This window comes from Mycetohabitans endofungorum, assembly GCF_002927045.1.
In the GTDB taxonomy this organism is placed as follows: domain Bacteria; phylum Pseudomonadota; class Gammaproteobacteria; order Burkholderiales; family Burkholderiaceae; genus Mycetohabitans; species Mycetohabitans endofungorum.
Genome location: NZ_PRDW01000008.1, coordinates 1 through 24,023, shown reverse-complemented (window position 1 = coordinate 24,023; position 24,023 = coordinate 1). Strand labels below are relative to the sequence as shown.

Here is a 24,023-nt window from a genome sequence, read left to right as displayed (position 1 = left end):
TCACGCCCTTTGCTCCTGCGTGAGCCGCGCCGGCACGCCGCCGATCGAGCCCGCCCCCATCGTCATCACGACGTCGCCGTCGGCGACCACCGCCGCCAGCGCGTCCGGAATCTCGTCGAGGGTGTCGACAAACACCGGTTCGACCCGGCCGGCCACGCGGATGGCTCGCGCCAGCGCGCGAGCGTCCGCGGCCACGATCGGCGCCTCGCCGGCCGCGTAGACCTCGGTCAGCACCAGCGCGTCCACCGTCGAGAGCACCTTGACAAGGTCCTCGAAACAATCGCGCGTGCGCGTGTAGCGGTGTGGCTGGAACACGAGGACCAACCGCCGGTCCGGAAATGCACCGCGCGCCGCGGCAATCGTCGCGGCCATCTCGACCGGATGGTGGCCATAATCGTCGATCAGCAAGTACGCGCCGCCGCGCGTGAGCGGCACTTCGCCATAACGCTGGAAACGCCGGCCCACGCCGTTGAATTCGGCGAGCGCCGACTGGATATCGGCATCGGCCACCTCCAACTCAGTAGCGATCGCGATGGCCGCGAGCGCGTTCTGCACGTTGTGCGTGCCGGGCAGGTTCAGCACGATGTCCAACGGCGCCGCGTCGGCGCGATGGACGGTGAAATGCATCCGTCCATCCCTGGCGCATACCTGGGTCGCACGCACGTCCGCTTCCTGCGCGAACCCATAGCGGATGATCGGCTTGGACACGAACGGCAAAATCTCGCGCACGTTCGGGTCGTCCACGCACAGCACCGCGATGCCGTAGAACGGCAGCCGATGCGTGAATTCGATGAACGCCTGCTTGAGCCGGGCGAAGTCATGACCATACGTATCCATGTGGTCGGCATCGATGTTCGTGATGACTTCGATCACCGGAAACAGGTTGAGGAACGATGCGTCCGACTCGTCGGCCTCGGCAACAATGAAATCGCCCGTGCCCAGCCGTGCGTTCGCGCCCGCGCTGATCAGCCGCCCACCGATCACGAAAGTCGGATCCAGTCCGCCGGCCGCCAGCACGCTGGCCACGAGACTGGTCGTCGTGGTCTTGCCATGCGTGCCGGCAATCGCGATGCCTTGCTTGAGTCGCATCAGCTCCGCGAGCATGACGGCGCGCGGCACGATCGGAATATGCCTGCGGCGTGCCTCAAGCACCTCGGGGTTGTCGGTGCGCACCGCCGTGGAGATGACAACCGCGTCCGCGCCGTCAATATGCCGTGCGTCGTGACCGAACTTGACGTGAGCGCCGAGCCCGCTCAACCGGTCGGTGACAGCTGAGCGGTTCAGATCCGAGCCGCTGACCTGGTAGCCCAGGTTGACGAGAACTTCGGCGATGCCGCTCATCCCGGCACCGCCGATCCCGACAAAGTGAATATGCTTGACGATATGTTTCATTACTTTCCTTGCGCCCCATGCCGCGCATTGTGCGATGCGGCTGTCACATCGCGCGTGACGAGCGACGCGCACACCTGTGCGACGCGCTCAGCGGCATCGGGCTTGGCCAGTTCGCGTGCGCGGGCCGCGACTCGTGCGAGCGACGCGCGCGTCTGACCGCCGATCCAGTCCGCGAGTTTCTCTGCGGACAATTCATTTTGTTGCATGACGCTCGCCGCGTGATGCGCGACGAGAAATGCCGCGTTGCTCGTCTGATGGTCGTCGACGGCGAACGGGAACGGCACGAACAGCGCCGCCACGCCCACAGCGGCGATTTCCGATACCGTCATCGCGCCGGAGCGACAAATCACGAGGTCGGCCTCGGCATAGGCGCGCGCCATGTCGTCGATGAACGGAACCAGCTCAATGCCGTCGCCCTGCGTCAGGCCCGCGTCCGCGTAATGCGCACGCAACGCTTCGATATGCTTGGCGCCGGCCTGGTGCACCACGTGTGGACGCCGCGCCGGATCGAGCAACGCCAACGCGCACGGCACCGTTTTGTTGAGCGCCGCGGCGCCGAGGCTGCCGCCGACCACCAGTACGCGCAACGGGCCGGTGCGTGCCGCGTACCGCGCCTGGGGCGGGGCCACCGCGGCCAGTTCCGCGCGGATCGGGTTACCGATCCATTGCGCGCCGGGCAGCGCGTCGGGAAAGGCGACCAGCACGCGGCGCGCAAGCCTGGCCAACAGTTTGTTGGCCAGGCCCGCAATCGAATTTTGTTCGTGCAGCACCAGTGGAATGCGCGCGAGCACAGCCATCACGCCAGCCGGAAACGTGATGTAGCCTCCCATACCGAGCACGACGTCGGGCCGCACGCGGCCAAGCACTGCGCGACTTTGCAGGCACGCGCGCAGCAGGTTCAGCGGCAAGCACAGCTTTGTGACAATGCCCTTGCCGCGCACGCCGCCAAAGCGCACGAACTCGACCGCAATGTCGTACTTGGGCACCAGTGTCGCTTCCATTGCGTTCGGATTGCCAAGCCATACGACCCGCCAGCCCTGCGCCTGCATCCGCTGCGCAACCGCCAGTCCGGGAAACACATGACCGCCGGTGCCGCCCGCCATCACGAGCAACGTGCGTGCGCTCATACCTTGCCTCCGCGCATCAGCACCCGGTTCTCGTAATCGACGCGCATCAGCAGCGCCAACGCCACGCAGTTGAGCAGGATTCCGGAGCCGCCGTAGCTGACTAGCGGCAGCGTTAACCCCTTGGTCGGCAACAGACCGAGGTTCACCCCCATGTTGATGAACGTCTGCGCGCCGACCCACAAGCCGATGCCTTTCGCGACCAATCCGGCGAACGTGCGATCCAATGCGAGCGCCTGGCGGCCGATTTCGAACGCGCGCCGCACGATCCAATAAAACAGCAGGATCACGACGACCACGCCGACAAAGCCAAGCTCCTCGCCGATCACCGCGAGAATGAAGTCGGTGTGCGCTTCAGGCAAATAGTTGAGCTTCTCGACGCTGCCGCCCAGGCCGACCCCGAACCACTCGCCGCGTCCGAATGCGATCAGCGAATGGGTGAGCTGGTACGCCTTGCCTTGCGCATAGCGGTCGTCCCACGGATTCAGGTACGCAAAGATGCGCTCGCGACGCCACGGCGAGGCCCAGACCAGCATGCCAAACGTGCCAATGGCGGTCAGCGCCAGGCCGCCGAACAGCCGCCCGCTTACGCCGCCCAAGAACAACACGCCCATCGCGATCGCCGCGATCACCATGAACGCCCCCATGTCCGGCTCCAGTAGCAGCAGCGCGCCGACCACGCCGACTGCAAGCGCCATCGGCAGGAAACCCTTCGCGAACTGGTGCATGTACTCCTGTTTGCGGACCGTATAGTTGGCCGCGTAAATCGTCACCGCCAGTTTCATGATTTCCGACGGCTGGATGTTCGTGATGCCCAGTGGGATCCACCGGCGTGCGCCGTTCACGCCCTTGCCCAGGTAAGGTATTAGCACGACCACCAGCAACAGCAACGCAACAAGGAAAAGCCGCGGCGCGTACTTGTCCCAGGTCTTGACCGGAATGCGAAACGCCACCAGCGCGCCGAGCACGCCGGTCACGAGTGACGCAACGTGCCGCACGAGAAAATGGTATGGCATATAGGCCGAGTACTTGGGCGAGTCGGGCAGCGCGATCGATGCCGAATACACCATCACGAGTCCGAGCGACAACAGCGCGACCGTCGCCCAGAGCAGCGAGTGGTCATAGTCGCGCATGCGCGAGCGCAACGGGCGGATGCCGCTGACCGCGCTGGCCAGCCCCACGCCGCGTGCCGGGCTGGCCGCACTGGCGGCGCCGACCCCGTCGCTGGGCACTGCGTAGCGGCACCCAGCGAGCCTTGCTGCGATCCGCTGCACCCGGCTCATAGCACCCCTCCTTTGTCGGCCGCGATGTCCTCGACCTCGCTGCGGAACATCTGCGCACGCTGCGCATATCCGGAAAACATGTCCAGGCTCGCGCACGCGGGAGACAGCAGCACCGCATCCCCGGGCTGGGCGACGGCTGCCGCGGCACGCGTCGCCGCCTGCAGGCTCGGATGCAGGGCCAGTTCGACACCGGTATCAGCCAGTGCCGCGCGCAGCGCAGGCGCGTCGCGGCCGATCAACATCACAGCCCGGCACCAGCGCGACACCGGCGCCGCAAGCGGTGCAAAATCCTGGCCCTTGCCGTCACCACCCGCAATCAATACGATCCGCTGCGCGAGGCCGTCGAGCGCAGCCACGGTGGCGCCGACGTTGGTACCCTTGCTGTCATCGACGTAGTCGACTCCGTCGATCGATCCAATCCACTCGACGCGATGCGGCTCGCCGCGGTACTCGCGCAAGCCGTGCAGCAACGCGGCGAGCGGCAAGCCGATCGACTGGGCCAAGGCAAGCGCGGCCATCGCATTCGCCGCATTATGCAAGCCGCGAATGCGCAGGGCATCGGCAGGCATGAGCCGCTTGACCGCGATATCGGGCGCACAACCGCCGCGCTTGTGACGGCGATTCGTCGCGCGTTGTTCGGATGCGTCGTTGCGCTCGTATGCCTGGACGAGCCACGCGATGCCTCCATCGCGTTGGATACCGTAGTCGCCATCGTTCTGCGGCACGTTAAGTCCAAAGGTCAAATACGGTGCAATGGCATCGCCGGCCGGCACGAATGCCATCACGCGCGCATCGTCGCGGTTCAATACACGCAGCGTACGCAGCCCGAAGACCCGCCCCTTTGCGGCAGCGTAGGCATCCAGTCCGCCATGCCAGTCTAGATGGTCCTGCGTGATGTTGAGGATAACCGCCGCCTCAGGTTCGAACGTGTACGATGTCTCGAGTTGGAAGCTGGACAGCTCCAGTACCCAGACGTCAGGCAGCTTCGCCGCGTCGATGGCCTCGGCCAGCTTGTCCAGCATGGCCGGACTGATGTTGCCGGCCACCGCAACGCTCCTGCCGGCCCGCTCGCACAGCAGCGCGGTTAGCGCCGTGGTCGTCGTCTTGCCGTTCGTGCCGGTAATCGCCAGCACCTTGGGCTGGTAGCCGTCGTTGGCCAGCGCGCGCAACGCCTGCGCAAAGAACTCGAGTTCCCCCCACACGTCAATGCCGCGCTCGCGGGCCGCGCCGATCAACGCAGCCAGTTCCGCACCCAGCGGCGACAAACCGGGACTGATGGCCACCAACTCGATACCGCCATCGAGCAGCGTGGGACTGAACGCACCGCTGACGAATTCGGCGTCGATACCCAGCGCTGCCAATTGCGACAGGTTCGGCGGCGCGGCGCGGGTATCGGCCACGCGCAAGCGGCAACCGTGGCGCGCGCACCAGCGCGCCATCGCCAGCCCCGATTCGCCGAGCCCCAGCACGAGCGTCGTCGGGCGTTGCCGTTCTCCGAACTTCTCACCGAACATCGTTTCTTTTCCTCAGTTCCCAGTTACCGTAATTTCAGCGTGGACAGACCAAACAGGCACAGCATCAACGTGATGATCCAGAAGCGGACTACCACCTGGGTTTCCTTCCATCCGGACAACTCAAAATGGTGATGCAACGGCGCCATCTTGAAGATGCGCCGACCCTCGCCATAGCGGCGCTTCGTGTAGCGGAACCACGTGACCTGCAACATCACCGAGACGGTCTCGGCGACGAACACGCCGCCCATGATGAACAGCACGATTTCCTGCCGCACGATCACCGCAATCGTGCCCAGCGCGCCACCGAGCGCGAGCGCGCCGACATCCCCCATGAATACCTGCGCGGGGTACGTGTTGTACCAAAGGAACGCGAGTCCCGCGCCGCCCATCGCCGAACAGAAGATGAGTAACTCGCCCGCGCCGGGAATATGCGGAAACAGCAGGTACTTCGAATAGACGGCGCTGCCCATCACATACGCGAACACGCCGAGCGCTGCCCCGACCAGCACGACCGGCATGATCACCAGTCCGTCCAGCCCGTCGGTCAAGTTCACCGCATTGCTCGAGCCGACGATCACGAAATAGGTCAACGCAATGAACCCCCAGACACCGAGCGGATAGCTGATCGCTTTCAGGAACGGCAGGGCCAGATCGGCGCGCGCCGGCAAGCCGATTGAAAATCCGCTGCGCACCCACGCCATAAACAGATCGAACACGCGCGCGTTATTCGCCTCGGATACCGAAAACGCGAGATACACGGCGGCGAACAACCCGATCACCGATTGCCAGAAGTACTTTTCGCGCGAGGACATGCCGCGCGGGTCCTTGTAGACGACCTTGCGATAATCGTCGACCCAGCCGATCACACCGAAGCCGAAAGTGACCAGCATCACGATCCAAATAAAGCGATTGGTCAGGTCGCTCCACAACAGCGTCGACACGGCAATGCCAATCAGGATCAGCACACCGCCCATCGTCGGTGTGCCGGACTTGATTAAATGCGTCTGCGGTCCGTCCTTGCGCACGGCCTGGCCCATCTTCAGCGCGGAAAGTTTGTGGATCACCGGAGGGCCGCAGACGAGTCCGATCAACAGCGCGGTGATGGTCGCCATCACCGCGCGAAACGTCAGATAGTTGATCACACGCAAATAGCTTGCATCGCTTTGCAGCCATTGCGCCAGCGCCAATAGCATTCGAGGTCCTTTCAATGCGCGCCGGTCTTAGCCGGCGCATCGGTTGCAGTGGGAAGGGTCAGAGACTGGACCACGCGCTCCATGCGCATGAAACGCGAACCCTTAACCAGGATCGTCGCACCGGCGGCGCGCTCCGATGCGACGGCATCCTTGCGGAGCAGCGCGGAAACGAGTGCCTCGGCCGAATCGAAATGATGAGCGTGCGGGCCGAACGCGGTGCACGCAGCGCGACTCGCGTCACCGAGCGCGTACAGTGCATCGAGCCCGCGTTCGCGCGCATAGACGCCGACTTCGTGATGAAACGCGGGGCCGTTGTCACCGACTTCTCCCATGTCGCCTATCACCAGCACGCGCGGCGCTGCACGCATGGCCAGGACGTCGATCGCCGCGCGCATCGAATCCGGATTGGCATTATAGGTATCGTCGATGACCGTCGCGCCGGCCCATGGCGTCGCTTGGGCAAGCTTGGCCTGCAGCCGTCCATTGACCGGCTCGAAGGCCTCGAGCCCGCGCCGTATCGCGTCCAGTCCGACGCCGGCGGCAAGCGCGGCCGCGGTGGCAGCGAGCGCATTGCGCGCATTGTGCTCGCCGGGCGCGCGCAACGATACCTCGAGCGCGCCGGCGCGGGTCTCGATTCGCAATGCGCCGGTGTCCGCGATCGTACCCTGAACCGCCGCATCGCTATGGGCACCGGGCCGGCGCAGCGCGAAGTCCACGATCGGGTTGCCGGTGGCCGCCACCCGCCAGATGCCGGCATACGGATCGTCGGCGGGGAACACCGCCGTGCCGTCCGGCGGCAGCGCATGGATCACGCTCGCATGCTCCAGCGCCACGGCCTCGACCGTCGCCATGAATTCCTGATGCTCGCGCTGGGCATTGTTCACCAGCGCGATCGTGGGTCCGGCAATCCGGGCGAGTTGCTGCGTTTCGCCGGGATGGTTCATGCCAAGCTCGACGACCGCGAGCCGATGCTGCGGCGCGAGCCGCAACAATGTGAGCGGCACGCCGATGTCGTTGTTCAGGTTGCCCTGCGTCGAGAGCCACTGCGCGTGACCGACGGCGGCGGCAAAGATCGACGCGATCATTTCCTTGACCGTGGTCTTGCCATTGCTGCCGGTCACTGCGACCAGCGGCAACGCAAACCTGCGACGCCAGCCGGCCGCAAGCGCACCGAGCGCGGCCCGAGTGTCGGCCACGCGGATCGCCGGCACACGCCAGTCGCCGGGGCTACGCGACACCAATACGGCGGCCACGCCGCGCCGCGCAAGCTCCGGCAGGAAATCGTGCGCGTCGAAACGCTCGCCCTTGAGCGCGACGAACAGGCTTGCCGGCCCACAACTGCGACTGTCGGTTGAGACTTGATCGAAAGCGACCGTATCGTCGCCCAATACCGTGGCGCCGTCGATCAGTGCAGCCGCCTCGCGCAGCGTCAACCTCATCATTCGGCTTCTCCGCGAGGTTGCGTGGCACGCGACGCGAGCGCGAGGCGTGCATGATCCTGATCCGAAAACGGCCGCTTTTTGCCCATCACTTCCTGTGTTGCCTCATGTCCCTTGCCGGCGATCAGCACGACGTCGGCAGCGGCCGCGCCACGCACCGCCTGCAGTATTGCGCCGGCGCGATCCTCGATGGTGCGCACGCGTGCCGGCTCGCGCATCGCACCGACGATTTGGCCGATGATTGCCAGCGGCGGCTCGCTACGCGGGTTGTCACTCGTTACGATGACGCTGTCGGCGAGCCGCTCGGCAATCGCCCCCATCAGCGGCCGCTTGGTCGCATCGCGCTCGCCCCCACAGCCGAACACGCAGACGAGCTTGCCACCCCGTTGCGTGGCGATCGGCCGCAGTGCGTCGAGCGTCTTTTCCAAGGCGTCCGGCGTATGTGCATAATCGACGACCACCAGCGGCTCGTCCATTTGCAGCCGCCCGCCGAGCTGTTGCATCCGGCCGTTGACCGGTTCCAGCCGCGTGATTTGCGACAGCGCCGTATCGAATGGCACGTCGGCGGCCAGTAGCACGCCGAGGACGGCGAGCAAATTGGCGACATTGAACGTGCCGAGCGGGCTCACCTCGAGTTCGGCGTGCCCCCAGTCGGATACCACCGTGAAGGCGGTGCCGGTGGCGGTCGCGCGGATCGCCATTGCATGCAGCGAAGCGTCGCCGCGCGGCCTGGTCGAGGCGATGCCGTACGAGATCGTGCGCACCCGTGTGGCCAAATGCCCGATCAGCCGGCGCCCGGCCTCGTCGTCGCGATTGATGACCGCCGCGCGCAAGCCCGGCCAGTCGAACAGCCGCGCCTTGGCGGCCTCGTACGACGCGAGGTCCTTGTGATAGTCGAGATGGTCCTGCGTCAGGTTAGTGAACACCGCAATGTCGAACGCGACGCCATTCACGCGCCCTTGGTGCAGTGCGTGCGAGGACACTTCCATCGATACTGCGCTTGCGCCGTGCGCACGCAGCGCCGCAAGGCTGCGGTGCACCTGCGGCGCGTCGGGGGTCGTGAACCCGGTGTGCGAAAGCTGCCCCGGCAGTCCGGTGCCCAACGTGCCGACGATCGCGCAACGGGTGCCGCTGCCGCTCAGCGCGCCCGCGACCCAGTGACTGGTGGTGGTCTTGCCATTGGTGCCCGTGATGCCGACCAGCAGCATGTCGCGACTCGGCTCGCCATACCACGCACTAGCAATGTGGCCCGCAAGTTGATCGAGTTCAGGGACCTCGAGCACCGGCTCGCCGCCCGAAGACCCGCCGCCGGCCTGGACCAGCACGGCCGCCGCGCCGCGCTGCAATGCATCGGCAATATACGGACGACTGTCTGCGCCGTCCACTGCATACGAGATGAACGCGTCGCCGGCGCGCACCGCGCGACTGTCCGCCTGCAATTGCGCATGCGGCGCAAGCCGGGTGCGCAACCACGCGAGCACATCGGCCCGCGCGCGCTCGATTTGTTCGGGCGTCAGTGGCGGGCGGCTCATCGTACGGTCCTTTGCGTCGCGCTCACATTGATGATTGGCTTAGCGTCGTTGCTGACCACGAGCTGCTTAACCGGCATGTCGGGCGGCACATTCAGCGAGCGCAGCGTGTCGCCGGCAATCGCCGAGAAGACTGGACCGGAGACCTGTCCGCCAAAGTGACTGCCGGCGGTCGGCTCATCGACCGACACCGCCACTACGATGCGCGGATTAGGCATCGGCGCCATGCCGACGAACGACGCCCGATATTTACCGCGGTCGTAGCCGCGTCCCACGTGCTTGTATGCAGTGCCGCTCTTGCCGCCGACGCGGTAGCCCAGCACTGCCGCATCGGGCGATGTGCCGCCCGGCTGCGTGACGGTCTCCAGCATCGCGCGAACCTGCCGCGCCGTGGCGGCCGAGAACACCTGCGTGCCTTGCGGCTCGTCGCCGTTGTTGCCTCTGACCAGCGTGAGCGGAATGATGCGGCCGTCATGCGCGATCGCGGTATAGGCCCGACCGAGCTGGAACAGCGACGCGGACAAGCCGTAGCCATATGACATCGTCGCCTGCTCGATGCGACGCCAGCTCTTCCAAGGGCGCAACCGTCCAGCCGCCGCGCCGGGAAAGCCGACCTTCGGCGCCTGGCCCAATCCGATGCTCGTATACATATTCCACATTTCCTCGGGCCGCAATTGCATCGCGATCTTTGTCGCGCCGATGTTGCTGGACTTCTGAATGACGCCGCCGACGGTCAACACGCCAAAGCCGGCGTCGTCCGTGATCGTCGCGCCATCTAACGTGAAGCGGCCCCCGCCGGTATCGACCAACGTCGTCGGCGACACGCGGTGCAGGTCCAGCGCGAGCGACACAGTAAACGGCTTCATGATCGAGCCGGGCTCAAACACATCGGTCAGCACACGATTGCGCAACTGTTCGCCGGTCATGTGCGAGCGGTCATTCGGGTTGTACGTCGGATAATTGACCAGCGCGAGCACCTCGCCCGTCTTCACGTCGATGACGATCGCCGCGCCGGCCTTCGCCTTGAACCGATCGACCGCCGCCTTCAGGTTAGCGTACGCGATGTACTGGATCTTGCTGTCCAGCGACAACTCGACGTCCTGCCCATTGCGCGGCTTGACCAACTCGTCGACGTCCTCGACGATGCGCCCGATCCGGTCCTTAATCACGCGGCGGCTACCCGGCACGCCGGCCAACTCCTTCTGGTCCGCCAGCTCGATGCCTTCCTGCCCCTCGTCCTCGACGTTGGTGAAGCCGATCATATGCGCGGTGATTTCGCCTTCCGGATAAAAGCGCTTGTATTCAGCACGCGCGTAGATGCCGGGGATGTCTAGTGAGGCGACCTTCTGCGCGACGTCCAGTGGCACTTGCCGCTTCACGTAGACGAATGTCTTGTCCTGCGACAACTTTGCGCGCAATTCTTTCTCACCCATCGACAACAGCTGCGAGAGCTTCGTCAGCTTATCGGCGCCCAGATCGTCGGGCACCGATTCGGGAATGGCCCAGATCGCGCGCACCGGCAAGCTGGTGGCCAACACTAGCCCGTTGCGGTCCAGGATCTTGCCGCGCGTGGCCGGCAACTCGATGGTGCGCTGGTAGCGGCTTTCACCCTGCTTTTGATAAAATGCGTTGCCCGGTCCCTGGATCCAGAATGCACGCGTCGCCAGTGCGACGAACGCGACGAACAGCAGAAACACGACAAGCTTGGAGCGCCACATCGGCAAGTGCACCGACAGCACCGGACTCGATGAGAACGGTACATGACGACGAGGATGGGCCGAGCGCTTCATCGGGCCACTCCCGCCGTGGCGCCCGGCGACGCGGAGCCAGAGGCGCGAGCCCCCACGTCGCTGGCCGGCGGCGTATCGGCCGGCACGCTCGCCGGGTCAACGCTCACATACTGGGTACGACCCGGCACCACCGGCTGCATCTTCAGGTCGGCGGTGGCGATACGCTCGATGCGCGAGGTCTTCGACAATGCGCTTTGCTGGTATTGCAACTGCGCATAGTCCAACTGCAGCTGATGCTCTTGCGACTGGGCGCGCTGAAGATCGATAAACACCTCGCGCTGCCGGTTCGTCGCGTTGACGACCGACAGCGCGCAGCCCAACACAACGATGAGCAGGAAAATGTTGAGCCGGCTCATGCCAACACCCGCTCGGCGATGCGCATCACGGCGGAGCGGGCACGCGGGTTGGCCGCCACTTCCGCTTCGCCAGCAAAGACACGCCCAAGAATGCGCAACGGCGGACTGGGCAAGTCCGCCGCGCGAATCGGCAAGCGCCGGTCCATGGCCGGCGCGCGCGCGCGCGATTGAAGGAATCGCTTGACGATGCGGTCCTCTAGCGAATGAAAGCTGATGACCACCAACCGGCCCCCCTGCTCCAACGACTCCAATGCAGTCTCAAGAACTACCGGCAGCTCCGCAAGCTCTTGATTGATGTGAATCCGTATAGCTTGAAAGGTGCGAGTGGCCGGGTCCTGGCCCTTCTCGCGGGTCTTGACGGCACGCGCCACGATCTCGGCAAGCTCGCGTGTGCGCACGAGAGGCCCGAGACGCCCGGATTCCGCCCGGCGAGCAACAATCGCCTTTGCAATCTGAACAGCAAACCGTTCTTCCCCATAATCCCGTATCACCTCTATCAATTCCCGCTCGTCTACATGCGCGAGCCATTGTGCGGCGGACTCGCCGCGCGTCGGATCCATGCGCATGTCCAGTGGACCATCGTGGCGAAAGCTGAAACCTCGCGCCGGATCATCGATTTGCGGCGACGACACGCCCAGATCCAGCAATACGCCCGACACGCGCACACCGCCGCGCGCCGCCAGCACGTCGCGCAATTGCGCGAAGCTGCCATGCACGACATCCAGCCGTGGATCGGCGATTTGGCGTGCCACCTCGATCGCCTGCGGGTCTTTGTCAAACGCAATCAACCGCGCGGCAGGCGCAAGCCGCGCGAGCACCGCGCGACTGTGGCCGCCCCGGCCGAATGTGCCATCGACATAGATCCCATCGGCGCGCGTGACCAGCGCATCGACCGCTTCGTCCAGCAGCACCGTGCGATGCTGTCCCGGCTTTTCTATCGCGGATGCCATCCGATGCTCCGCAATCAGAAAGTAAAGTTCTTTAGTGCGTCGGGCATACCTTGCGCCATCGCGGCCTGCTCCTTCGCGGCATACGTTTGCGCATCCCACAACTCAAAGTGGCTGCCCATGCCAAGCAGCATCACTTCACGCTCCAGGTTCGCAGCGGCACGCAACTCAGGCGAGACGAGCACCCGGCCCGCAGAATCCATATCGACGTCCGACGCATTACCGAGGAAGATCCGTCGCCACCAGTGCGCATCCATCGGCAACGCGGCAATCTTGTTCCGGAACGCCTCCCATTCGGGCCATGGAAATAGCAACAGGCAGCCATCCGGGTGCTTGGTGATCGTTACCCGGCCCTCTGCCTGTCCTAGTAGCGCTTCCCGATAACGCGACGGCACCGACATCCGGCCCTTCGCATCGAGCGTTAGCGCCGACGCCCCCTGGAACACGTCCCATCTCCCTGTCACCGACATGCGCAGCGCATGCCACCCGGACCCACCTCATCGCACAAGTCGTGCAGATAACACACAAAACTACACTTTTTCACACTGGACCCCACTTTAGAGGAACGCCCGGCAGGGGTCAAGGGCGCAACTGCGGTTTTGCACACGAATTCATTCGATAGAACAAAGACTTAGCGCACCCCGTTAAAGCGGGTTCCATAGGGATTTTTCAACTAAATGAAGGGATTGTCTGCGCTTTTAAAAGTAGTACGTGAGAATTCGGCACTTTTTTCACTGCGTCGCGGGGTTCGCGGGTCGGCAGAAGGTCATTTTTGCGCAATGATAGCGGCGCCACGCCGGATCGGGCGCGTTGACCCGATAGCCCGTAGGGCCGACGCGATCGACGTTGCGAGCTACCGGCCGTGTCAACACGCTCGGCGTCGCGGCACCCGGCCATGTCGACGCGAACAGATCGCCGGCAGTCGCACCGTGTCGACGCAATCGGCATTGGAAAGTCGCCCGCCTGCGGCCGATCCCACGCCCACCAGGTCCGGGCGGCGCATGCGATGGCACTAGATATAGTACGCAGTACGGGTCATCATGCGCGCGGCCACGCGCATCAGTGCGGTCACCGGGGCGGGAAGCTCCACGCCGCCGGCGTCCGACGCAGCGCGCGCATGTGTAATCTCATCTGTGCGCATCTGCATGACGATCGCACGTGACGCGTGGTCGAGCGCCGGCAGCCGGTCCAGATGGCCATCCAGGTGCTGCTCGACCTGGCGCTCCGTTTCAGCCATAAAGCCAAGGCTGACGCGATCGCCGAACCGGCCGGCGACAAAGCCGATGGCAAGCGAGCCAGCGTACCACAACGGATTGAGCAAACTCGGCCGCGAGTCTAGTTCGCGCAACCGATGCGCGGTCCACGCCAGGTGGTCCTCCTCCTCGCGCGCAGCCCGCTCGAACGCTTGCTTCAGCCGCTCGGAGCGGGTCGCCAACTTCTGCGCCTGATAAAGCGCCTGCGCGCACACTTCACCGACATGGTTCACTCGCATCAGCGCCGCCGCATGACTTTGCTCGGCCACCGTCATTTCACTGTCGTCGGCCACCACGTCGGGCTGCGGCACCGGCCGGCTCATTCTGGCCACCCCTGTGATCGAGCGCAAGCCACGGTCAAACTCCCCGATCAACTCGTCGAACAACATTTCAATACTCCTTCATCCATACGTCACTATCACTGGACGCGGCACCGGGCACCCCTTGCGCGCACCCGCGCCCGGCAACCGCCGCGCAACGGATAGCGCCGGGTTAACTTAAACGATTTCGCCATCACATCAACGCTCATAAACCATTGAAATTGAATCAATTCTTTTCCGACATGGCCGATCAGGAATGATTAATGGCCGACTGTTGCGTAAAAGTGACACAAGGCACCCTAAGCACGGACAAAACCGGTCTTTTTCTTGGTCGATACGGACCCTTTTGCTACATTAAGGTCTAGCTTCTCGCGAAGTTGCAAAGCAAGGAATTATCACACTGACCTTGCCTATAAGTCAGACAATCTCTGGAGATCATTTCGATGAAAAAGTCGCTTCTCGCTCTCGCGGCATTGGGCGCTTTCTCAGGTGTTGCCCATGCGCAAAGCAGCGTGACTCTGTACGGTATCATTGACGAAGGCCTGAATTACACAAGCAACAGCGGCGGCCACACGCTATGGAACCTGTCCAGCGGCGTGATGCAAGGCAGCCGTTGGGGCCTGCGTGGCACCGAAGACCTAGGCGGTGGCTTGAAGGCGATCTTCACGTTGGAAAACGGCTTTGACGTCAACACCGGCAAGTTCGGCCAAGGCGGCCTCGAATTCGGCCGTCAAGCGTTCGTCGGTCTGTCGTCGAGCAGCTTCGGTACGGTCACGCTGGGTCGTCAATACGACTCCGTGGTCGACTACGTCGGCCCGCTGGAAGCCGGTGACCAATGGGGTGGCTACATCGCCGCTCACCCGGGCGACCTGGACAACTTCAACAACGCCTATCGCATCAACAACTCGATCAAGTACACGAGCCCAAACTTCGCAGGCTTGACCTTCGGCGGCTTGTACAGCTTGGGCGGCGTGGCTGGCGACTTCTCGCGCAACCAAGCGTTCTCGCTGGGCGCCGGCTATACGAACGGCCCGTTGGTGTTGGGTGTCGGCTACTTGAACGTGCGTAACCCGAACGTCAGTTTCTTTGGCAACAGCACGTCGGGCACGATCAACGCTGGCGTGTCGAACGTGACCTCGTCGGTCTACGGCGGCTACGGCTCGGCCCACACGTATCAAGTGATCGGTGCGGGCGGCGCGTACACGTTCGGCCCGGCAACGGTCGGCATCACGTACTCGAACACGAAGTTCTACAAGCTGGGCAGCACGTACGCATCGGCTTTCGCCGGCAGCACGGCGACGTTCAACAACGCCGAAATCAACTTTAAGTACCAGTTGACCCCGGCGTTGGTGCTCGGCGCAGCGTATGACTTCACGAAGGGCAGCTCGATCAACGGCCAGTCTCCTGCGAAGTACCATCAAGGCGCGCTGGGCGCGGACTACTTCCTGTCCAAGCGTACTGACGTGTACCTGATCGGTGTATACCAGCACGCGTCGGGCAACACGGTGTCGACTTCGTCAAGCAGCGTAGACTCAGTGGTTGCGGCCACCGCCAACATCATGGGCCTGTCGCCGTCGACGACGAACAACCAAGCCACGGTTCGCGTCGGCATCCGCCACAAGTTCTAATAACATGCTTTAAAACGGTTGTAACCTTTAAAGGCGCCTTCGGGTGCCTTTTTTAATGCGCTGCCACGCTGATATCACGGCAGGTTCGACGTCGCAGCTAGTTCAGCGTCGGGACCAGCTCAATGTCTCGGCGAACTCGCCGTCCCAGCAAACTTAATGTCAGGGCAAGCTCAATGTCGAGGCGCGTCGCGCAGCTCGCGCCGCAGGATCTTGCCGACGTTTGTCTTCGGCAGTTCAACCCTGAACTCGACCGCTTTCGGACGCTTATAGCCAGCCAGGCGCTCCCTACAGAACGCGATAACAGCCTGCTCGGTGAGCGCTGGGTCTTTCTTCACGATGAACAGCTTCACCACCTCGCCGGAATGCGGATCCGCTGCACCCACCGCGGCGACCTCATAGACGCCCGGCATCTGCGCGACCACGTCCTCGACCTCGTTCGGATAGACATTGAAGCCCGACACCAGGATCATGTCCTTCTTGCGGTCGACGATTTTCACGTAACCACGTTCATCGATCACGCCGACGTCGCCGGACTTGAAGAAACCATCCGCCGTCATCACGTTGGCCGTCTCATCCGGGCGGTTCCAGTAGCCGGCCATTACCTGCGGGCCGCGAATGCAGATCTCGCCGGGCTGCCCCAGCGGCAACTCGTTGCCCTCGTCGTCGCGGATCGACACTTCGGTGGACGGCAACGGCAAGCCGATCGTGCCTGTGTACTCGGTCGAGGTCGCCGGGTTGCACGTCACGCAAGGTGACGTCTCGGACAAACCATAGCCTTCGACGATCGGCGCGCCGGTCATTTCGTACCACCGCTTTGCCACCGCCTCCTGCACGGCCATCCCTCCCGCGTTAGCTACCACCAGTTTCGAAAAGTCCAGCTTGCCGAAGTCGGGATGATTGAGCAGCGCGTTGTACAGTGTATTGACCGCGGGGAACATACTGACCGCGTACCCCTTCAGCTGCTTGATCGTACCGGCAATATCGCGCGGGTTTGGAATCAATACCGCGAGCCCGCCGGTACGAATCGTCAGCAGTGCGCAGACGGTCAACGCATAGATGTGATACAGCGGAAGCGCGATCACCGTAGTAAATTGCGTGAGTTCTGCATGCGCGCTGCGCGCCGGATTAAGCCAGACTTCCGATTGCAGTACGTTCGCAACGATATTCCGATGCAGCAGCGTCGCCCCCTTCGCGATACCCGTCGTGCCTCCGGTATATTGCAGGAAGGCGACATCATCCGGTCCTTGCTGCACGGGGCGAAATGTGCCTCGCTTGCCCTGCGCGAGCGCATCGTTGAAGCGCACTGAGCCCGGCAGCGACCAGGCCGGCACCATCTTTTTCACATGCCGCACGATCCAATTGACCAGGCAGCCCTTCACGCCCATCAGGTCGCCCATCGCGGCCACGATAATGTGCTTGACATCGGTGTTGGGCACGACCGCCTGCAGCGTCGTCGCAAAATTCTCGAGTAGGATGATTGCCTGTGCGCCACTGTCGCGCAGCTGGTGTTCAAGCTCGCGCGGCGTGTATAGCGGATTGACGTTGACCATGACATATCCGGCCCGCAACACGGCAGCAATTGCAACGGGATACTGCAGCACGTTTGGCATCATCACCGCGACGCGAGCGCCCTTAGTCAGACCCTTGCATTGCAGATAGGCGGCCAATGCCCGCGACAGCCGGTCCAGTTCCCCGTAGGTCAATACCTGCCCCATGCAGGCAAACGCTGGCCGCTCAGCAAATTTGCCGAAGCTCTCCTCGAGCAGCAGCGTCACCGACGCATAGATCGACGGATCGATATCCGCTGGCACGCCGGCGGGATAAGATTTAAGCCAGATGCGTTCCATGCGGCACCTCCTCCGATTGATTTCGAATGATCGTGCTAAAAATGGCATGCTAGCCGCAACGGCGTTCTCGGACAATCGCTTTAGATGGTCTCCTCAGCCGGCATTGCCCCTTTAAGCCGGCATTGACCGTGCAGTCGGTGCTGACCGTGCAGGAAGCATTGACCGTTCAAGCGGCTTCGAACTGGACCAGGCAGTTGTAGAGCGCCTGCACCGCGGCCCAAGTCGGTCATCGCTGGCGGGTCACCTCGTTGGCGTTGCGGCCATCCGGAGCCTGTTTCTTCCACCGGATCGACAAGCCAGCCATCACTCGTTCGCGTGCGCGATCCGTGACCGTGGCTCGCTCAGTCATCGCGCCACGGTCGTCGAAGATGCGCACCGTTATGCCGTTTGCGATGCCTCGTGCAGCTGATTGCAAATGCCTGCTTGCTGCCAATCGCGCAGCCGACACCAACGGCTCATGCCCGAGCCACCTCCCGTCTCCTGCGCAAGCATTTCCCAGGCAATGCCAGTGTGTGCGGCACGAACAGAATGCCGGTCAACACGGCGTGATTGTCGAGCGGCTTTCGACGACGTAGCGCGCCCGGCATGGTATAGGTGGTGGCAGAAGCGGTTGGATCAGCAACCACAGTTCGTCATCAAGTAACGGTTTAGCCATGATCTCATCGCCAGCAAAACAACGATGCGGTTAACTAAACACGATGCAGGCTGACAGTCCTAGGGGCTTATTTTGTCAGAGATTTTTAGTCGTCGAACCGTGCGCAGCAATGTGCGTTGCATAGTCATGCTTAAACGTGCGAATGCCTCTGCTGAAACATTCGCACTTGGCTTATGCCGTTCCAAATGACGAGGTGCCTACGCACAAATACCGAATATCGCCTTACATCCGATTCTGCAACGTCAGTGCCACATTGCAAAATCGTGAACTGCTAAGGAGGACCTATCACCATTGGAATCCTCCTGACGCAACGGCTCCAAAATAACCGCGACCGTTCGCGTTTGCGGCGAGCTTGAAAACCCAGCGATTATTCGGCGTGACGTGCGATATGCCAAGCGCAGCGCCATACTGGCCGCGGTATGTTGCACCCGCAAACGCCGCCAGACTCTTCCCGGGCAACGTCGGTTGTGGCAATCCCGCCACCGCCATTGCCGCTGCAATGCCTGCTGACGCGTCGCGATCGACACGCGCAACGGCTTCGTCCAGCTGAGCTTTGTTGACTGCATCGGTCGGTTCAGTGCCGCGTGCGACATGCGTGATCTTGCGCTCTTGGCCAGGCGTGCCGACTGATACGCGGGTTTCGTCGACGCTAATACCGAGTTGCTCGGTCATGACCGACGGCAACTCTGCCGCGATCGCCTCGCGCAACCACCCATGAAGCACGTCTTGTTCGGGGGCGGCATCACGTGACGTAGCGGCTGTCGTACTTGGGCCGGGCCGTGTCAAGGACGTCATTTTTGTCGACTCAGCGTTTGTATGTTGATCGGCCTGCACACTATTCGAAACACTTGAGGAATTGCTGGCGACCGGTTCGGGGTTGCTCTCGCCTACTTGAGACTGATTTTCATCATCCGTCTTCGCCATTACAGCGGCTTGACTGACAGAAACCGAATCTGTATCGGCATCGCTCATCGTTGACGTGCTGTTTCGGTGCGAGGCCGAGTGTGCCAACATTGTGACACTTGCCACCGGCTCGGTTGGCTGCGCCTGCTGCGGCAACTCTGCCGAGTCGGATCCGCCCCTGTTGCCTAGTGCAACGTCTTGCATCTTGTCAGCTGCTGTCAAGGCAGGGGACAAACTGGCCTCCGGGGTCTGGGCCAGAAGCTGAGTGCGGATCTCGTCAGCGGACTGTGTTGACCTACTGTCGATACTGGCGCCGGCATCGCTCATCGTTGACGTGCTGCTTCGGCGCGAGGCCGGGTGTGCCGACGTTGTGGCGCTCGCCTCATGGCCGGCTGACTGCTCCTGCTGCGGCGACTCTACCCCGTCAGATCCACCCCTATTTCCCGGTGCAACGCCTTGCACCTTGTCAGCCGCTGTCAAGGCAGGGGACAAACTGGCCTCCAGAGCCTGGAGTTGCATGCGGGTCTCGCCAGCGAACTGTGTTGGCTTACTGTCGACACTGGCACCGGCATCGCTCATCGTTGACGCGCTGCCTCGGCGCGAGGCCGAGTGTACCAACATTGTGGCGCTCGCCTCATGGCCGGCTGGCTGCTCCTGCTGCGGCGACTCTGCCTCGTCAGATCCACCCCTATTGCCCGGTGCAACGTCTTGCATCTTGCCAACCGCAGTCAAGGTAGGGGACAAACTGGCCTCCAGAGCCTGGAGTTGCATGCGGGTCTCGCCAGCGAACTGTGTTGGCTTACTGTCGACACTGGCACCGGCATCGCTCATCGTTGACGCACTGCCTCGGCGCGAGGCCGGGTGTGCCAACATTGTGGCGCTTGCATCATGCTCGGTTGGCCACTCTTGGTGAACCAGCGATTCAATCGCCTGCGCAGTCTCCATCTCCCTTGACGGGGCTGGGCCGCTTTGCCATATACCGCCCTCCAAGCCTGCCGCATCCAGGCCGTCCGGTCTGCGTCGGTCTTCACTGCTGGAGCGTAACCGCTTCGCCACCTGGGGCTGCTGATGCAGCAACACTGCCGATTTGGATCTTCCCCTGTTGCCCGGCGCAGCATCTCGCACCTTCTCAGCCGCTGTCTGCTGCACAGCAAGGGACGAACTGGCCTCCGGAGGCTGGACCAAGGGCTGAGTGCGGGTCTCGTCAGCGGACTGTGTTGACCTACTACCGATACTGGCGCCGGCATCGCTCATCGTTGACGCACTGCTTCGGTGCGAGGCCGAGTGTGCCAACATTGTGACACTTGCCACCGGCTCGGTTGGCTGCGCCTGCTGCGGCAACTCTGCCGAGTCGGATCCGCCCCTGTTGCCTAGTGCAACGTCTTGCATCTTGTCAGCTGCTGTCAAGGCAGGGGACAAACTGGCCTCCGGGGTCTGGGCCAGAAGCTGAGTGCGGATCTCGTCAGCGGACTGTGTTGACCTACTGTCGATACTGGCGCCGGCATCGCTCATCGTTGACATGCTGCTTCGGCGCGAGGCCGGGTGTGCCAACGTTGTGGCACTTGCCACCGGCTCGGTTGGCTGCGCCTGCTGCGACAACTCTACCCCGTCAGATCCACCCCTATTGCCCGGTGCAACGTCTTGCATCTTGCCAACCACTGTCAAGGTAGGGGACAAACTGGCCTCCAGAGCCTGGAGTTGAGTGTGGGTCTCTTCAGCGAACTGTGTTGGCTTACTGTCGACACTGGCACCGGCATCGCTCATCGTTGACGCGCTGCCTCGGCGCGAGGCCGAGTGTACCAACATTGTGGCGCTCGCCTCATGGCCGGCTGGCTGCTCCTGCTGCGGCGACTCTGCCTCGTCAGATCCACCCCTATTGCCCGGTGCAACGTCTTGCATCTTGCCAACCGCAGTCAAGGTAGGGGACAAACTGGCCTCCAGAGCCTGGAGTTGCATGCGGGTCTCGCCAGCGAACTGTGTTGGCTTACTGTCGACACTGGCACCGGCATCGCTCATCGTTGACGCACTGCTTCGAGGCAAGGCCGGGTGTTCCGACAGCACCTGCCCAACCTCCATCTCCCTTGACGGGGCTGGGCCGCTTTGCCATATACCGCCCTCCAAGCCTGCTGCATCCAGGCCGTCCGATCTGTGTCGGTCTTCACTGCTGGATCGTAACCGCTTCGCCACCTGGAGCTGCTGATGCAACAACACTGCCGATTTGGATCTTCCCCTGTTGCCCGGCGCAGCATCTCGCACCTTCTCAGCCGCTGTCTGCTGCACGGCAAGGGACGAACTGGTCTCGGGGGCCTGGATTTTTGTCGACTCAGCGTTTGTATGTTGATCGGCCTGCACACTATTCGAAACACTTGAGGAATTGCTGGCAACCGGTTCGGGGTTGCTCTCGCCTACTTGAGACTGATTTTCATTATCCGTCTTCGCCATTACAGCGGCTTGACTGACAGAAACCGAATCTGCGCCGGCATCGCTCATCGTTGACGTGCTGCTTCGAGGCAAGGCCGGGTGTTCCGCCGGCGCCTGCCCAACCTCCATCTCCCTTGACGGGGCTGGGCCGCTTCGCCATCCATCGCCATCCCTGTCCACAATATACGGTTTCACAGGCTCATACGGGGCCAACGTCCACTGTCCTTTGCTTCCATTCTCAAAGGCGGAACTATTAGTTCCAAGAATTGGAGTATGCGTATTGCCACTCGCGTCATGCAACACAGCAACCTTGTTGTCTACGACGTTAACATCTATGCCGGAAACAGTGATCGGCGGCACATTGGTAAACGACGATTGATGCCAGGCCAATTCGTGCGCCCCTACCTGTTGCACGCCATCCGGATTCCCGTCGTCAAATGTGTGCACAGGAACGAACAGCGGCGTATCAGCTTGCAAACGGCGTTGTTCCAACCCGGGCGCTAATACTGGTAGCGACCGAGACCGCTGGCGTACCCGGTTAGCTCCTTGCATGCTAGGTGACAGCACATGACTGTCGTCGGCATGGTCCTTTCCCGTATGCGATGGGTGCAGCCCCCCTGCGTCGATTTGATTAGCTGCGTCCTTCTGCGGGCCACCGGGCTTTACATTGTCATTTTGTAGGTCTATGACCGATAGCAGTTCATTTGTTGGTCGCTTCCTTTTCACCAAACGGTCTGCCTCCCTTGGCGAAGGCTCACTGGGCAAACTTATTGGGACCGACTGAGACCTCTCGCGCCGTCGTTTTTCTCTTTGTACGCCAACATCCGTTGGTGTTCCAGTCGTCACATCCAGTCGCTGTTTCAGCTCCCGTCTCGGAGTCAGCTTATCTTGCGTATCCGAACCGAGCGTGGACGGCTTCATCCCCCTTGACGGGGCTGGGCCGCTTCGCCATCCATCGCCATCCCTGTCCACAATATACGGTTTCACAGGCTCATACGGGGCCAACGTCCACTGTCCTTTGCTTCCATTCTCAAAGGCGGAACTATTAGTTCCAAGAATTGGAGTATGCGTATTGCCACTCGCGTCATGCAACACAGCAACCTTGTTGTCTACGACGTTAACATCTATGCCGGAAACAGTGATCGGCGGCACATTGGTAAACGACGATTGATGCCAGGCCAATTCGTGCGCCCCTACCTGTTGCACGCCATCCGGATTCCCGTCGTCAAATGTGTGCACAGGAACGAACAGCGGCGTATCAGCTTGCAAACGGCGTTGTTCCAACCCGGGCGCTAATACTGGTAGCGACCGAGACCGCTGGCGTACCCGGTTAGCTCCTTGCATGCTAGGTGACAGCACATGACTGTCGTCGGCATGGTCCTTTCCCGTATGCGATGGGTGCAGCCCCCCTGCGTCGATTTGATTAGCTGCGTCCTTCTGCGGGCCACCGGGCTTTACATTGTCATTTTGTAGGTCTATGACCGATAGCAGTTCATTTGTTGGTCGCTTCCTTTTCACCAAACGGTCTGCCTCCCTTGGCGAAGGCTCACTGGGCAAACTTATTGGGACCGACTGAGACCTCTCGCGCCGTCGTTTTTCTCTTTGTACGCCAATATCCGTTGGTGTTCCAGTCGTCACATCCAGTCGCTGTTTCAGCTCCCGTCTCGGAGTCAGCTTATCTTGCGTATCCGAACCGAGCGTGGACGGCTTTACATCCCAGCGCGACTCTTTCCGAACCTTCGGCTGGCCCGATCCTTCTCCGTACGATGCCGCGTCGTCCATCGACATCGCTTGCATATCGGACGGCTTCTTATCCCAGCGCGACTCTTTCCGAATCTTTGGCTGGCTCGACCCTTCTCCGTACGATGCCGCGTCGTCCATCGACATATCTTGCATATCGGACGGCTTCTTATCCCAGCGCGACTCTTTCCGAATCTTTGGCTGGCTCGACCCTTCTCCGTACGATGCCGCGTCGTCCATCGACATATCTTGCATATCGGACGGCTTCTTATCCCAGCGCGACTCTTTCCGAATCTTTGGCTGGCCCGATCCTTCTCCGTGCGATGACGCGTCGTCCATCGACATCGCTTGCATATCGGACGGCTTCTTATCCCAGCGCGACTCTTTCCGAACCTTCGGCTGGCTCGACCCTTCTCCGTGCGATGACGCGTCGTCCATCGACATATCTTGCATATCGGACGGCTTCTTATCCCAGCGCGACTCTTTCCGAACCTTCGGCTGGCTCGACCCTTCTCCGTACGATGCCGCGTCGTCCATCGACATATCTTGCATATCAGACGGCTTCTTATCCCAGCGCGACTCTTTCCGAACCTTCGGCTGGCTCGACCCTTCTCCGTACGATGCCGCGTCGCTCATCGACATCGCTTGCATATCGGACGGCTTCTTATCCCAGCGCGACTCTTTCCGAA

General features: G+C 62.3%; 15 protein-coding genes and 2 pseudogenes. 1 reads left to right on the top strand and 16 read right to left on the bottom strand.

Annotated features, from left to right (window positions below; all coding sequences use genetic code 11):
• From murC to coq7, 12 genes are all read right to left on the bottom strand, one after another.
• On the bottom strand, positions 1–1,392 hold the full coding sequence (gene murC / locus B0O95_RS09000; RefSeq protein ID WP_104077608.1) for a UDP-N-acetylmuramate--L-alanine ligase: 1,392 nt from the start codon (positions 1,390–1,392) through the stop codon (positions 1–3).
• Positions 1,392–2,519 carry an undecaprenyldiphospho-muramoylpentapeptide beta-N-acetylglucosaminyltransferase gene (gene murG / locus B0O95_RS08995; protein WP_104077607.1) on the bottom strand — a complete coding sequence of 376 codons (1,128 nt, stop codon included), beginning with the start codon at positions 2,517–2,519 and terminating at the stop codon, positions 1,392–1,394. The genes murC and murG overlap by 1 nt, the downstream gene beginning before the upstream one ends.
• The gene (gene ftsW / locus B0O95_RS08990; RefSeq protein ID WP_104077606.1) at positions 2,516–3,799 is read right to left on the bottom strand and encodes a putative lipid II flippase FtsW; all 1,284 of its coding nucleotides are present in this window, start codon (positions 3,797–3,799) and stop codon (positions 2,516–2,518) included. Before ftsW ends, murG begins: the two co-directional genes overlap by 4 nt.
• Positions 3,796–5,313, bottom strand: a complete 1,518-nt coding sequence (gene murD / locus B0O95_RS08985) for a UDP-N-acetylmuramoyl-L-alanine--D-glutamate ligase (RefSeq protein WP_104077605.1) — start codon at positions 5,311–5,313, stop codon at positions 3,796–3,798. Before murD ends, ftsW begins: the two co-directional genes overlap by 4 nt.
• Positions 5,314–5,336: 23 nt before the next feature.
• Positions 5,337–6,506, bottom strand: a complete 1,170-nt coding sequence (gene mraY, locus B0O95_RS08980) for a phospho-N-acetylmuramoyl-pentapeptide-transferase (protein ID WP_104077604.1) — start codon at positions 6,504–6,506, stop codon at positions 5,337–5,339.
• A gap of 11 nt (positions 6,507–6,517) precedes the next feature.
• Complete coding sequence (locus B0O95_RS08975; RefSeq protein ID WP_104077603.1) at positions 6,518–7,948, bottom strand: UDP-N-acetylmuramoyl-tripeptide--D-alanyl-D-alanine ligase; 1,431 nt, start codon at positions 7,946–7,948, stop codon at positions 6,518–6,520.
• Positions 7,945–9,477 (bottom strand): UDP-N-acetylmuramoyl-L-alanyl-D-glutamate--2,6-diaminopimelate ligase, encoded by a 1,533-nt coding sequence (locus B0O95_RS08970; RefSeq protein WP_104077602.1) that lies wholly within the window; start codon positions 9,475–9,477, stop codon positions 7,945–7,947. The genes B0O95_RS08975 and B0O95_RS08970 overlap by 4 nt, the downstream gene beginning before the upstream one ends.
• Positions 9,474–11,264, bottom strand: coding sequence for a peptidoglycan D,D-transpeptidase FtsI family protein (locus tag B0O95_RS08965; RefSeq protein WP_104077601.1), 1,791 nt, complete (start codon positions 11,262–11,264; stop codon positions 9,474–9,476). Before B0O95_RS08965 ends, B0O95_RS08970 begins: the two co-directional genes overlap by 4 nt.
• On the bottom strand, positions 11,261–11,620 hold the full coding sequence (gene ftsL, locus B0O95_RS08960; RefSeq protein WP_104077600.1) for a cell division protein FtsL: 360 nt from the start codon (positions 11,618–11,620) through the stop codon (positions 11,261–11,263). The genes B0O95_RS08965 and ftsL overlap by 4 nt, the downstream gene beginning before the upstream one ends.
• On the bottom strand, positions 11,617–12,570 hold the full coding sequence (gene rsmH / locus B0O95_RS08955; protein WP_104077599.1) for a 16S rRNA (cytosine(1402)-N(4))-methyltransferase RsmH: 954 nt from the start codon (positions 12,568–12,570) through the stop codon (positions 11,617–11,619). Before rsmH ends, ftsL begins: the two co-directional genes overlap by 4 nt.
• A 14-nt stretch (positions 12,571–12,584) precedes the next feature.
• The gene (gene mraZ / locus B0O95_RS08950) at positions 12,585–13,013 is read right to left on the bottom strand and encodes a division/cell wall cluster transcriptional repressor MraZ (RefSeq protein ID WP_104077703.1); all 429 of its coding nucleotides are present in this window, start codon (positions 13,011–13,013) and stop codon (positions 12,585–12,587) included.
• A gap of 566 nt (positions 13,014–13,579) precedes the next feature.
• On the bottom strand, positions 13,580–14,209 hold the full coding sequence (gene coq7 / locus B0O95_RS08940) for a 2-polyprenyl-3-methyl-6-methoxy-1,4-benzoquinone monooxygenase (protein WP_104077597.1): 630 nt from the start codon (positions 14,207–14,209) through the stop codon (positions 13,580–13,582).
• 374 nt (positions 14,210–14,583) lie between these two features.
• Between coq7 and B0O95_RS08935 the strand changes: the two genes are divergently transcribed.
• Complete coding sequence (locus tag B0O95_RS08935) at positions 14,584–15,768, top strand: porin (RefSeq protein ID WP_104077596.1); 1,185 nt, start codon at positions 14,584–14,586, stop codon at positions 15,766–15,768.
• 170 nt (positions 15,769–15,938) lie between these two features.
• Here B0O95_RS08935 and B0O95_RS08930 read toward each other — a convergent pair whose 3' ends face one another.
• The 4 genes and pseudogenes from B0O95_RS08930 to B0O95_RS16115 all read right to left on the bottom strand — a co-directional run bounded on the left by B0O95_RS08930 (position 15,939) and on the right by B0O95_RS16115 (position 23,985).
• Complete coding sequence (locus tag B0O95_RS08930) at positions 15,939–17,615, bottom strand: long-chain fatty acid--CoA ligase (protein WP_104077595.1); 1,677 nt, start codon at positions 17,613–17,615, stop codon at positions 15,939–15,941.
• A gap of 166 nt (positions 17,616–17,781) precedes the next feature.
• Positions 17,782–18,024, bottom strand: a pseudogene (locus tag B0O95_RS15540) (molybdopterin dinucleotide binding domain-containing protein); the annotation flags it as partial.
• Positions 18,012–18,270, bottom strand: a pseudogene (locus B0O95_RS16545) (transposase); the annotation flags it as partial. The pseudogenes B0O95_RS16545 and B0O95_RS15540, both read right to left, overlap by 13 nt.
• Positions 18,271–18,555: 285 nt before the next feature.
• Positions 18,556–23,985, bottom strand: coding sequence for a YadA family autotransporter adhesin (locus tag B0O95_RS16115; protein WP_233203259.1), 5,430 nt, complete (start codon positions 23,983–23,985; stop codon positions 18,556–18,558).
• Between the last annotated feature and the right edge of the window lie 38 nt (positions 23,986–24,023).